10 protein-coding genes are annotated in these 12,213 nt (G+C 63.2%); 5 read left to right on the top strand and 5 right to left on the bottom strand.

What is annotated here, in order from left to right; translation table 11 throughout:
• Positions 1-6: 6 nt before the first annotated feature.
• The 5 genes from ACJ8IL_RS04605 to ACJ8IL_RS04585 form a co-directional block, all read right to left on the bottom strand.
• Positions 7-750, bottom strand: a complete 744-nt coding sequence (locus ACJ8IL_RS04605) for a type 2 GTP cyclohydrolase I (protein WP_025301873.1) — start codon at positions 748-750, stop codon at positions 7-9.
• A gap of 18 nt (positions 751-768) precedes the next feature.
• The gene (locus ACJ8IL_RS04600) at positions 769-1,749 is read right to left on the bottom strand and encodes an MBL fold metallo-hydrolase (RefSeq protein ID WP_025301872.1); all 981 of its coding nucleotides are present in this window, start codon (positions 1,747-1,749) and stop codon (positions 769-771) included.
• 22 nt (positions 1,750-1,771) lie between these two features.
• Complete coding sequence (gene phrB / locus ACJ8IL_RS04595; RefSeq protein ID WP_060432598.1) at positions 1,772-3,202, bottom strand: deoxyribodipyrimidine photo-lyase; 1,431 nt, start codon at positions 3,200-3,202, stop codon at positions 1,772-1,774.
• A 15-nt stretch (positions 3,203-3,217) separates the two neighbouring features.
• Positions 3,218-4,174 carry a YbgA family protein gene (locus ACJ8IL_RS04590; protein ID WP_406903587.1) on the bottom strand — a complete coding sequence of 319 codons (957 nt, stop codon included), beginning with the start codon at positions 4,172-4,174 and terminating at the stop codon, positions 3,218-3,220.
• Positions 4,175-4,316: 142 nt separating this feature from the next.
• Positions 4,317-4,526, bottom strand: coding sequence for a YbfA family protein (locus ACJ8IL_RS04585; protein ID WP_004939916.1), 210 nt, complete (start codon positions 4,524-4,526; stop codon positions 4,317-4,319).
• 441 nt (positions 4,527-4,967) lie between these two features.
• On the opposite strand from ACJ8IL_RS04585, the gene ACJ8IL_RS04580 reads away from it, so the two are divergent.
• The 5 genes from ACJ8IL_RS04580 (at position 4,968) to kdpD (ending at position 12,199) form a co-directional block, all read left to right on the top strand.
• Positions 4,968-5,057 carry a K(+)-transporting ATPase subunit F gene (locus ACJ8IL_RS04580; protein ID WP_016928742.1) on the top strand — a complete coding sequence of 30 codons (90 nt, stop codon included), beginning with the start codon at positions 4,968-4,970 and terminating at the stop codon, positions 5,055-5,057.
• The gene (gene kdpA / locus ACJ8IL_RS04575; RefSeq protein ID WP_167324901.1) at positions 5,057-6,745 is read left to right on the top strand and encodes a potassium-transporting ATPase subunit KdpA; all 1,689 of its coding nucleotides are present in this window, start codon (positions 5,057-5,059) and stop codon (positions 6,743-6,745) included. The genes ACJ8IL_RS04580 and kdpA overlap by 1 nt, the downstream gene beginning before the upstream one ends.
• 26 nt (positions 6,746-6,771) lie before the next feature.
• Positions 6,772-8,841 (top strand): potassium-transporting ATPase subunit KdpB, encoded by a 2,070-nt coding sequence (gene kdpB / locus ACJ8IL_RS04570; protein WP_025301868.1) that lies wholly within the window; start codon positions 6,772-6,774, stop codon positions 8,839-8,841.
• An 18-nt stretch (positions 8,842-8,859) separates the two neighbouring features.
• The gene (gene kdpC, locus ACJ8IL_RS04565; protein ID WP_261128086.1) at positions 8,860-9,429 is read left to right on the top strand and encodes a potassium-transporting ATPase subunit KdpC; all 570 of its coding nucleotides are present in this window, start codon (positions 8,860-8,862) and stop codon (positions 9,427-9,429) included.
• Positions 9,430-9,502: 73 nt separating this feature from the next.
• Positions 9,503-12,199: a two-component system sensor histidine kinase KdpD gene (kdpD, locus tag ACJ8IL_RS04560; RefSeq protein ID WP_049208642.1), complete on the top strand. Its 2,697-nt coding sequence runs from the start codon at positions 9,503-9,505 to the stop codon at positions 12,197-12,199.
• The last annotated feature ends 14 nt before the right edge of the window (positions 12,200-12,213 follow it).

Below are 12,213 nucleotides of genomic sequence, written 5' to 3'. Positions count from 1 at the left end.
AAAAAATCAGGCGGGATTCGGGATATCGATAAAGGTCACATCAAAGCCGTGGTGCTGGGCCAGCCAGTCCCCCAACGCTTTCACGCCACCGCGCTCGGTCGCATGGTGACCGGCGGCGAAGAAATGCACGCCCATTTCGCGCGCGCTATGAATGGTCTGCTCAGACACTTCACCGCTGATGAACGCATCGACGCCGAAGCGCGCTGCGCTGTCGATAAAGCCCTGGCCACCGCCGGTGCACCAGGCCACCCGGCGAATGTGCTCAGGCGCGTTATCGCCGCAGTGCAGCACCGCGCGCCCCAGCCGGCTTTCGATACGCTGCTGCAGCGCCTCGCCGGTCAGCGGCTGTTCAAATTCGCCGTGTGGCACCAGCGGCTCGACGTCGCCAATCACCCGAATGCCCAGCGCCTGCGCAAGCTGCGCGTTGTTACCCAGCACCGGATGCGCGTCCAGCGGCAGGTGGTAACCGTACAGGTTAATATCGTGAGTCAACAGCGTTTTCAGACGATTGCGCTTCATGCCGCGCACCGCCGGCGCCTCATTTTTCCAGAAATAGCCGTGGTGCACGATAATCGCGTCGGCCTGATGCGCCACCGCGGCATCCAGCAGCGCCTGACAGGCGGTGACGCCGGTCACGATGCGCTGCACGTGCGGGCGGCCTTCTACCTGCAATCCGTTAGGGGCGTAGTCCTGAAACGCCGCGGCGTTCAGTTCCGTATTGATCAGTTGTTCCAGATCGAGGTTACGCATTCTCTTCTCTCTTCATAGTCAAAATGTCTGCCGGTCGCCCTGCGCCATCAGGATGAATTTCACGCCCAGATCGTTGCCCTGCGCCAGCTGCTGCGCAATGGCGGCGCGCGTGTCTTCGCCCTGCTTCAGGCTGGGCTTGATGTGGCTGATCACCACCGGCAGACCGTTCAGCGAACCTTCACCGCCGCTGTACTGCGTCAGGTTCTTCAACTCCTTCAGCAGCCAGGCCGGCGTCAAATGGCCGTACAGATGTTTATCCTCCATCCCATTGGGGTACGAGGTTTCGATAATCATGCCTTTGAGCTTTTTCTGCTCGACAAGCGGCCCCAGCGTGCGCCAGACGGTATCGAGATCGCGTGATTGCTCCACCTTATCCGGCCCGGTATCGCCGAAGTAGGCGAAGAACTCGCTGCCGTTGGAAATCAGCAGCATCGACGACGGGTAGCGATCGTGGCTAAGCGGGTACATCACGCCGGTCAACCCGGTCAGGCCGAGGGTAAAGCGCTGCTGCGGCCGCACCGTTTGCAGCCGGTAAGTGCCCAGCCGCGAACCGTTGCCGGCGTCGGTAAAGTTCGGCCAGGCCTTCCAGTTGAAGTAGTGATTACGCAGGGTCAGCACGGTGTCCGCCTGGGCGTAAACGGTTTTTTTATTGTCCTCGGGCGAGCCGACGATCAGCCCCGCCACGTGGTCCAGATGGCCGTGGCTGATAAAGTAACTGCCGATCAACTGCCGGAACACATAGCCCTGCGGCGTGTAAGGCGCGGCCAGCTCGGGGGTCACCTGCGGGAAACTGCCCTTCTCCAACCCTTTGGCGATGCCCGGTAGCAGCGAGCCGGCGTCCAGCGCCACATACTGCGGCTGATTATCGCTGCGGATCAGATAAGAGGTCAGGTTGCCGTCGCTAACGCCGCCGTCGACGCCCAGCGCCACCACGTCAAAGCCGGCTATCGCCAGCGCCGAATAGCCGCTCAGGCACAGGGCCAGCACTTTTTTCATCATTGCGTCGCTCCTTGCAGTTGCCTCAAGACTCTCCCCGTTTCGCCGCCTCGAACGCCGCCAACGTCTCCATGCGGGCTTGTTTGTGATCGACGATCGGCAGCGGGTAGTTCAGCGTGCATCGCTGCTTTTCCGCCCAGCGATGGGGATGATGGATGTCATTGTCGGGCACATCCGCCAGTTCCGGCAACCATTTACGGATAAAAGTGCCTTGTGGATCAAAACGTTCACCCTGGGTGGTCGGGTTGAAGATGCGGAAATACGGCGCGGCGTCGGTGCCGGTGGAGGCCGCCCACTGCCAGCCGCCGTTGTTGGCCGCCAGATCCCCGTCCAGCAGTTGCGACATGAAATAGCGCTCCCCGGCGCGCCAGTCGATCAGCAGATCTTTCACCAGAAAACTGGCGCTGATCATGCGCAGCCGGTTGTGCATCCAGCCGGTGGCATTCAGTTGGCGCATGGCGGCATCGACGATCGGATAACCGGTTTCGCCCCGCTGCCAGGCCTGCAGCTTCGCCGCGTCATCGCACCAGCGCACCTTGTCCGTCCAGGCGATAAACGGCCGATGGCGACACAGCTCGGGATAGGCCACCAGCAGATGGCGGTAGAACTCGCGCCAAATCAGCTCGTTCAGCCAGGCGAAAGCGCCGCTCTCGCGATCTTCCAGCAGCTGCGGGCATTCGGCGCGCAGGCGGTTGAAGCACTGGCGCGGCGACAGCGCACCGATCGCCAGATAGGGCGACAGGCTGCTGGTGCCGGCGATGGCGGGCAGATCGCGCTGCCGAAGGTAATCCTGCACCTGCTCACGACAAAAGGCGCGCAGCCGCTGCAGCGCGGCCTCCTCGCCGGCGGGATAGTCATCCCCAATTTCCGCCGCGGGATAATCGAACGCCGCCGGCGCCTCAGGCGCAGGCAACGCGCCATCGGCACGGATCTTCGGCGCCGGCAGGCAGCTCACGTCGGACTCGGTCAGGCGCTGAATAAAGGCGTTGCGAAACGGCGTATAAACCTTGTACATCTCGCCGCCGCCGGTGAGCACGCTGCCCGGCGGCAACAGCAGGCTGTCATCAAAACCGTGGCACGTTACCCGTCCATTCAACTGCTGCTCCAGCCGCACATCGCGTCGCCGTTCATTCAGTTCATACTGGCGGTTGTAAAACAGCGCATCTACCTGCTCTCGCTCGCAATAGTCCGCCAGCCAGTCGATCGACGCGGCAAAGTCCGCACAGGCATGGCAATGCAGCGCAATGCCCTTTTGCGCCAGCGCCTGTTGCACCGCCTGCAGGCTGGCGTGGATCAGCGCCGCCTGCCGCGGCGCCATCTCATGTTGCCGCCACTGCTCCGGTGTGGCGATAAACACCGCCAGCACCCGGGCTTTCGGATCGCTGCAGGCGGCGTGCAGGGCTTTGTTGTCGGTGATACGCAGATCGTTACGCAACCAGACCAGATGCGTGGTCATAAAACTCCTTGTCAATCAATGGCCGTAACGCAAACGCAGCGCCTCCGGGTAAGGTTCGAAATAGCGTTGTTCCGCCAGATAGCGATCGGGGTATTCCGCCATGTAATGCTTGAGCAGCGCGATCGGCGCCAGCAGCGGCTGCATGCCCTGCCGGTAGCGATCGATCAGGTGCGCCAGCTCCTGGCGCTGCGCCGCGCTAAGCTGACGACGGAAGTAGCCCTGCACGTGCATTAACACGTTGGTGTGGTTGCGCCGCGTCGCTTTGTGCGCCAACAGCGCCATCAGGCGGCTGCGGTATTCCACGGCGAAGGCCTCCAGCGAGTCCCAGCGGTGAATATCGGCGACGAAGCGCCCCAGCTCGCGGTACGCCGGCTGCGAATGCGCCAGCAGCGACAGCTTGTAGCGGCTGTGAAACGCGATCAGCCCGCCGCGGGTCAGCCCCTGACGCCACAGCATGTTCAACTCATACAGCGCGTACACTCGCTCGATAAAGTTTTCCCGCAGCGCCGCATCCTGCAATCGTCCATCTTCTTCCACCGGCAGCCACGGCATCTGACGCAGCAGCTCGGCGGTAAACAGCCCAACGCCGTTTTTACGCGAGTCCTTGCCGTTCTCGCTGTAGACCCGCACCCGTTCCAGGCCGCAGCTCGGCGACTTGGCGCAGACGATATAGCCGCACAGGTGCTGCAACGCCGCCACGCGCTGCGCGGAGAAGCCGCGCATCTCCTCGGTCAGATCCACGCCGGCGTCGTTGCTATAGCGCATCGCCGGCCACGGCTGCGCCTGTTTCACCAGGCGCAGCGCCGGGCGCGGCGTAGGCAGCCCGATCGCCATTTCCGGGCAAACGGGCTCAAAGCGCACATAGGGCGCCAACTGTTCCACCGCAAAGGCCAGCCGCTTGTGGCCGCCGTCGAAACGCACCGTCTCGCCCAGTAAACAGGCGCTGATGCCGATAGGGATCTTGTCGCTCATACCGCTCTCCCATGTTGTTGGCCGATGAGGAAAGTGTAGAAGAATGGCTTGCCGAATACGACCTTGCGCTTGATAGGGGCGGCCAGAGGCATAAAAAAACCCCCGCCGCAGGGCGAGGGTTTTTTCGTGAATCGGCAGCGACTCAGTAGAAATCGCAGGACGCCAGTTCCGCCTGCTGCAGCCAGACCGGCTTATCGCTGGTTTTTGACCAGACGCGGTGCAGGTAGCTGTAAAAACGCCCGCGATCGCTGCGGAACAGCATCACCGGCAGGGCCAAAATGCCCGCGATAACCACTGCGCTGCGGCGCAGGAGAATCCGATGCAATGAATAAGCGTGATAGGTAGTAGACATGCGAACCTCCTTAAAAACGCCTGCCGTTGATTTGTCAGGGAAAACGGCGTCGGCGTATCAAATGAACAATCGGTAATTTGGTAACTGAGCAAAATTTTAGCGCACTTGATGAAAGTTTACTACTCATCCGACCACTAAATCGCACAAAAAATCGCTAATCGCCGCAACGATTCGTAATTTTGTTACAACCAGGTTAATTTTTAACTTATCATGGGTTACATTGTGGTTATTATCCGGTTCCTGCTTCCACGCCTCTGCCCTTGCTTATTCACTCATCAGGCGCAATCTCGCCGCCAACCTGCTGCTTGAAATGCTCAATTTCCGCTGAAATTTCAGCCATTTTTATACTTTTTTTACACCCGCCCGCGCGATTTTTTCATCTTCTTTCTACCCCGCTCCCTACACTGCCTCTATCAAAAACAACACCTCTGGAGGTGTCCCGTGAGTTTCAGCGTTATTGGTGGTGCGCTGTTGGTCCTGCTGCTGTTGGCCTATCTGGTCTACGCCCTGTTTAACGCGGAGGATTTCTGATGGCGGCTTCAGCCTTTTTACTGATCGCCAGTTTCCTGCTGGTGCTTCTGCTGCTGGCCCGGCCGCTGGGCGGTTTTATGGCGCGCCTGATCGAAGGTGAGCCGCTGCCTACGCTGCGCGGGGTGGAAGCCGGCGTCTGGCGCGCCTGCGGCATCCGCGCCACCGAGATGAACTGGTGGCAGTACGCGCTGGCGATCCTGGCGTTCAACCTGCTCGGCCTGGCGTTGCTGTTCGCCCTGCTGATGACGCAGGGCTCGCTGCCGCTCAACCCGCAAGGCTTCCCGGGCCTCTCCTGGGATCTGGCGCTCAACACCGCCGTCAGCTTCGTCACCAACACCAACTGGCAGGCCTACAGCGGTGAAAGCACTCTCAGCTATTTCAGCCAGATGGCCGGGCTGGCGGTGCAGAACTTCGTCTCCGCCTCCACCGGCATCGCCGTGGCCTTTGCGCTGATCCGCGCCTTTACCCGCCGCGCCGGCAAGACCGTCGGCAACGCCTGGGCCGATCTATTCCGCATCACGCTGTATGTGCTGCTGCCGATCGCGCTGCTGATCGCTCTGTTCTTCGTCAGCCAGGGCACGCTGCAAAACTTCCTGCCTTACCTGCACGTCACCACGCTCGAAGGTGCGCAGCAGACGCTGCCGATGGGGCCAGTGGCCTCGCAGGAAGCGATCAAGATGCTCGGCACCAACGGCGGCGGCTTCTTCGGCGCCAACTCGGCGCACCCGTTCGAGAACCCAACCGTGCTGACCAACTTCGTGCAGATGCTGGCCATCTTCCTGATCCCCTGCGCGCTGTGCTTCTCCTTCGGCCAGTTGGCCGGTGAAAACCGTCAGGGCCACGCGCTGATCTGGGCGATGGCGCTGATCTTCGTGGTGGCGGTGGTGGTGGTGATGGTCGCCGAGCTGGCGGGCAACCCGCACCTGAGCGCGCTGGGCGCCGACAGCAACATCAATATGGAAGGCAAAGAGTCGCGCTTTGGCATTCTCGCCACCAGCCTGTTCTCGGTGGTGACCACCGCCGCGTCCTGCGGGGCGGTCAACGCCATGCACGACTCCTTCACCGCGCTGGGCGGCATGGTACCGATGTGGCTGATGCAGATCGGTGAAGTGGTGTTCGGCGGCGTAGGCTCCGGCCTGTACGGCATGCTGCTGTTCGTACTGCTGACGGTATTTATCGCCGGCCTGATGATCGGCCGCACCCCGGAATATCTGGGCAAGAAAATCGACGTTTACGACATGAAGATGACCGCGCTGGCGATCCTGGTCACGCCGACGCTGGTGTTGCTGGGCAGCGCGCTGGCCATCGGCACCGACGCGGGCCGCGCCGGCATCCTCAACCCGGGCGCTCACGGCTTCAGCGAAGTGCTGTACGCCCTGTCCTCCGCCGCCAACAACAACGGCAGCGCCTTCGCCGGGTTGAGCGTCAATACGCCGTTTTACAACCTGCTGCTGGCCTTCGCCATGTTCGTCGGCCGCTTCGGGGTGATCCTGCCGGTGCTGGCGATCGCCGGTTCGCTGAGCGCCAAACAACGCCAGCCGGCGGGCAACGGCACCCTGCCGACCTATGGGCCGCTGTTTATCGGCCTGCTGATCGGCACCGTATTGCTGGTGGGTGCACTGACCTTCGTGCCGGCGCTGGCGCTAGGCCCGGTGGCCGAGCATTTGCAGCTTTGGTTGGCAAACTAACCGACGTCACAGAGAGAGAATAAGAGATGACTCGCAAACAACGCGCGCTGTTTGAACCGGCTCTGGTGCGCACCGCGCTGATCGATGCGGTGAAAAAACTGGATCCTCGCGTTCAATGGCGCAACCCGGTGATGTTCGTGGTGTATATCGGCAGCCTGCTGACCACCGCCATCTGGCTGGCGATCCTCGCCGGCCAAACCGACGGTGCCGCCGCCTTTACCGGCAGCGTCGCCCTGTGGTTGTGGTTCACCGTGCTGTTCGCCAACTTCGCCGAGGCGCTGGCCGAAGGCCGCAGCAAGGCCCAGGCGGAAAGCCTGAAAGGCACCAAGAAAACCAGCTGGGCAAAAAAGCTGGCCGGCCCGCGCCGCGACGGCGCCACGGAGAAAGTGGCCGCCGAAAGCCTGCGCAAAGGCGATATCGTACTGGTGGAAGCCGGCGATACCGTCCCGTGCGACGGCGAAGTGCTGGAAGGCGGCGCCTCGGTAGATGAAAGCGCCATCACCGGCGAATCCGCCCCGGTGATCCGCGAATCCGGCGGGGACTTCTCCTCGGTCACCGGCGGCACCCGCGTGCTGTCCGACTGGCTGGTGGTACAGTGCAGCGTCAACCCGGGGGAAACCTTCCTCGATCGCATGATCGCCATGGTGGAAGGCGCCAAGCGCCGCAAAACGCCGAACGAGATCGCGCTGACCATCCTGCTGGTGGCGCTGACCATCGTGTTCGTCCTGGCCACCGCCACCCTGTTCCCGTTCTCGCAATACAGCGTGGAAGCAGCCGGCAGCGGCAGCGTAGTCACCATCACCGTGCTGGTCGCCTTGCTGGTTTGCCTGATCCCCACCACCATCGGTGGCCTGCTGTCCGCCATCGGCGTGGCCGGGATGAGCCGCATGCTCGGCGCCAACGTGATCGCCACCAGCGGCCGCGCGGTGGAAGCCGCCGGCGACGTGGACGTGCTTCTGCTGGATAAAACCGGCACCATCACGCTGGGCAACCGCCAGGCTTCAGAGTTCCTGCCGGCGCCGGGCGTGAAAGAGCAAGAGCTGGCGGACGCCGCGCAGCTGGCCTCGCTGGCGGACGAAACGCCGGAAGGCCGCAGCATCGTGGTGTTGGCCAAACAGCGCTTCAACCTGCGCGAACGCGATCTGCAGGCGCTGAACGCCACCTTCGTGCCCTTCTCCGCCCAGACCCGCATGAGCGGCGTCAACGTGCAGGAGCGCATGATCCGTAAAGGCGCAGTGGATGCCATTCGCCGTCACGTCGAAACCAATCAGGGGCACTTCCCGCGGGCGGTGGACGATCTGGTGGAAAGCGTGGCGCGCACCGGCGGCACGCCGCTGGTGGTGGCGGAAGGCGCCCGAGTGCTGGGCGTGGTGGCGCTGAAGGATATCGTCAAGGGCGGCATCAAGGAACGCTTCAATGAGCTGCGCAAGATGGGCATCAAAACGGTGATGATCACCGGCGATAACCCGCTGACCGCGGCGGCGATCGCCGCCGAAGCCGGAGTGGACGACTTCCTGTCGGAAGCCACGCCGGAAGCCAAGCTGGCGCTGATCCGCCAGTATCAGGCGGAAGGCCGTCTGGTGGCGATGACCGGCGACGGCACCAACGACGCCCCGGCGCTGGCGCAGGCCGATGTGGCGGTGGCGATGAACTCCGGCACCCAGGCCGCCAAAGAGGCGGGCAACATGGTCGATCTGGATTCCAACCCGACCAAGCTGATCGAAGTGGTACACATCGGCAAACAGATGCTGATGACGCGCGGCTCGCTGACCACCTTCAGCATCGCCAACGACGTGGCCAAATACTTCGCCATTATTCCGGCGGCGTTCGCGGCCACCTATCCGCAGCTGAACGCGCTGAACGTGATGCACCTGCACTCCCCTGCCTCCGCCATCATGTCGGCGGTGATCTTCAACGCCCTGGTGATCGTGTTCCTGATCCCGCTGGCGTTGAAAGGGGTGAGTTACAAACCGATGAGCGCCGCGGCCCTGCTGCGCCGCAACCTGTGGCTGTACGGGGTCGGCGGTCTGCTGGTGCCGTTCGTCGGCATCAAACTGATCGACCTGATCCTGGTCGCGCTGCACGTCGCCGGTTAACCATTGAGGGAAATGAACATGACGTATTTACGACCTGCGCTGGTGATGCTGATCCTGCTGACTCTGATCACCGGCATCGCCTATCCGCTGCTGACCACCGGGCTGGCGCAGCTGCTGTTTTCGGGCGCGGCCAACGGTTCGCTGCTGTACCAGGGCGACAAGGCGGTCGGCTCCGCACTGATCGGCCAGAACTTCACGCGCGCCGACTATTTCTGGGGCCGCCCATCGGCCACCGGTGATTCGGCCTATAATCCACTGGCCTCTGCCGGCAGCAACCTGGCGGCCACCAACCCGGCGTTGGATAAGGCTACCGCCGAGCGCGCAGCGCTGCTGCGCCAGGCCAACCCTGCGATGAGCGGCCCGATCCCGGTCGATCTGCTGACCGCCTCCGGCAGTGGGTTGGATCCGCAGATCTCGATCGCCGCGGCGCGGTATCAGCTGGCGCGGGTCGCGGCGGCGCGTCATTTGCCGCCGAAACAGGTCGCCAAACTGATCGAAGACAACACCGATCGGGCCACGCCCAACTTCATGGGCGAATCGGTGGTGAACGTGTTGAAGCTGAACCTGGCGCTGGATGCGTTGAAGTAACGCGCCGTATTCAGCATAGTGATAGGGTTCGGCATGCCGAACCCCTTTTTGCTTGGTAACACAAGGAATTGTCATGGTCGAAGAAGAACAGCAGCGTCCCGATCCCGACAGCCTGCTGGCGCTGGCCAATGAAAAACCGCGCGGCCGGTTGAAGGTATTCTTCGGCGCCTGCGCCGGCGTCGGCAAGACCTACGCCATGCTGCAGGAGGCCCAGCGCTTGCGCGCTCAGGGGCTGGACGTGTTGGTCGGCGTGGTGGAAACCCACGGCCGCAGCGAGACCGCCGCCCTGCTCGACGGCCTGGCGCTGCTGCCGCAAAAGCGCATCCAGCATCGTGGGCGACTGGTGCAGGAATTCGACCTCGACGCCGCGTTGGCGCGCCACCCAGCGCTGATCTTGATGGACGAACTGGCGCACAGCAACGCCCACGGTTCGCGCCACCCCAAACGCTGGCAGGATGTGGAAGAGCTGCTGGACGCCGGCATCGACGTGCTGACGACCGTCAACGTGCAACATTTGGAAAGTCTGAACGACGTGGTGGGCGGCGTGACCGGCGTGCGGGTGCGCGAAACGGTGCCCGACCACGTGTTTGACGAGGCCAGCGAAGTGGTGCTGGTCGATCTGCCGCCGGACGATCTGCGCCGACGGCTGCACGAAGGCAAAGTGTATATTCCCGGCCAAGCCGAGCGCGCCATCGAGCACTTCTTCCGCAAAGGTAACCTGATCGCCCTGCGCGAGCTGGCGCTGCGCCGCACCGCCGATCGGGTCGATGACCAGATGCGCGAATTTCGTGACACTCAGGGGCGCGAGAAAGTGTGGCACACCCGCGACAGCATTCTGCTGTGCGTCGGCCACAATAGCGGCAACGAAAAGCTGGTGCGCATCGCCGCCCGGCTGGCGGCGCGGCTTGGCTGCCACTGGCATGCGGTCTACGTGGAAACCCCCAAGCTGCACCGGCTGCCGGAAAACCAGCGCCGCGCCATTCTGCGCGCGCTGCGGCTGGCGCAGGAACTGGGTGCCGAAACCGCTACCCTAGCCGATCCGTCCGAAGAGCGTGCGGTGCTGCGCTACGCCCGCGAACATAACCTCGGCAAAATCATCATCGGCCGCCGCAGCGAGCAGCGCTGGAAGCTGCGCGGCAGCTTCGCCGATCGCCTCGGCCGGCTGGGCCCGGATCTCGATCTGGTGATCGTCGCGCTGGAGAGCGACGCCGCACAGCCGCCGCCGGGCAAGGAGCACGACGGCCGCAGCTTCAATGAGAAATGGCGCATGCAGCTGCGCGGCTGCGCGGTGGCGGTGGCGCTGTGCGCGCTGATCACCCTGCTCTCGCAGTGGCTGCTGCCGGGCTTCGATCAGGCCAACCTGGTGATGGTCTACCTGCTCGGCGTGGCGATCGTCGCACTGTTCTTCGGCCGCTGGCCATCGGTGCTGGCGGCGGTGATCAACGTCGCCAGTTTCGATCTGTTCTTCGTTCAGCCCGAATGGTCGTTCGCCGTCAGCGATATGCAGTATCTGCTGACCTTCGGCGTGATGCTCGCCGTCGGCATCATCATCGGCAACCTGACCGCCGGGGTGCGTTATCAGGCCCGGGTGGCGCGCTACCGCGAGCAGCGGGCGCGCCATCTGTACGAAATGTCACGCGGGCTGAGCCGCGCGCTGACCGTGGCCGACATCGCCAACACCAGCCGTCATTTCCTCTCCAGCAGCTTCCAGGCGAAAACCGTGCTGCTGCTGCCGCAGGAAGGCGGCCGGCTGCAGCAAATGGTCGGCGAGGAAGGCGGGCTGCTGTCGGTAGACGAAGCCATCGCGCGCTGGAGTTTCGATAAAGGCTTGCCGGCCGGCGCCGGCACCGACACCCTGCCCGGCGTGCCTTACCAACTTCTACCGCTCAATACCCCCAAGCAGACCTTCGGCCTGTTGGCGATCGAGCCCAATAACCTGCGCCAGCTGATGGTGCCGGAACAGCAGCGGTTGCTGCAAACCTTCGCAGTGCTGATCGCCAGCGCGCTGGAACGGCTGCACCTGGCGCGCAGCGCCGAAGAAGCCAAGCTGGACGCCGAACGCGAACAGCTGCGCAACTCGCTGCTGGCGGCGCTGTCGCACGATCTGCGCACGCCGCTGACGGTGCTGTTCGGCCAGGCGGAAATCCTCACGCTGGACCTGGCGGCCGAAGGCTCCAATCACGCCACCCAGGCCAGCCAGATCCGCCAGCAGGTGCTGAGCACCACCCGGCTGGTGAACAACCTGCTGGATATGGCGCGCATCCAGTCCGGCGGTTTCAGCCTGCGCAAAGAGTGGCAGTCGCTGGAAGAGATCGTCGGCGCTTCGCTGCACATGCTGGAGCCGCTGCTCAGCCAGCATCCGATCGAGGTCGAGCTGCCGCCGGAACAGATCCTGGTCAACTGCGACGGTAGCCTGCTGGAACGGGTGTTCACCAACCTGTTGGAAAACGCCAATAAATACGCCGGCGCCGAGGCCACCATCGGCATTCGCGCCCGCACGCTGCCCGAGTGGCTGGAAGTCGAGGTCTGGGATAACGGCCCCGGCATCCCCGCCGATCAGCTGCAGCTAATTTTCGACAAGTTTTCACGCGGCAATAAAGAGTCGGCGATCCCCGGCGTCGGCTTGGGGTTAGCGATTTGTCGTGCCATTATTGAAGTGCATGACGGCCGCATCTGGGCGGAAAACGGCGCCAACGGCGGCGCCAGCTTCCGCTTCGTGCTGCCGCTGGAAAAACCGCCCGAGATCGACGGCGACGCCTTCGATCTGTAATCAACGCAGAGGAA

Source organism: Serratia sp. CY47444 (assembly GCF_052168635.1).
Lineage (GTDB): Bacteria > Pseudomonadota > Gammaproteobacteria > Enterobacterales > Enterobacteriaceae > Serratia > Serratia bockelmannii.
Note: the sequence above shows the minus strand (reverse complement) of the source record. Positions and strands in the feature narration are given on the sequence as shown.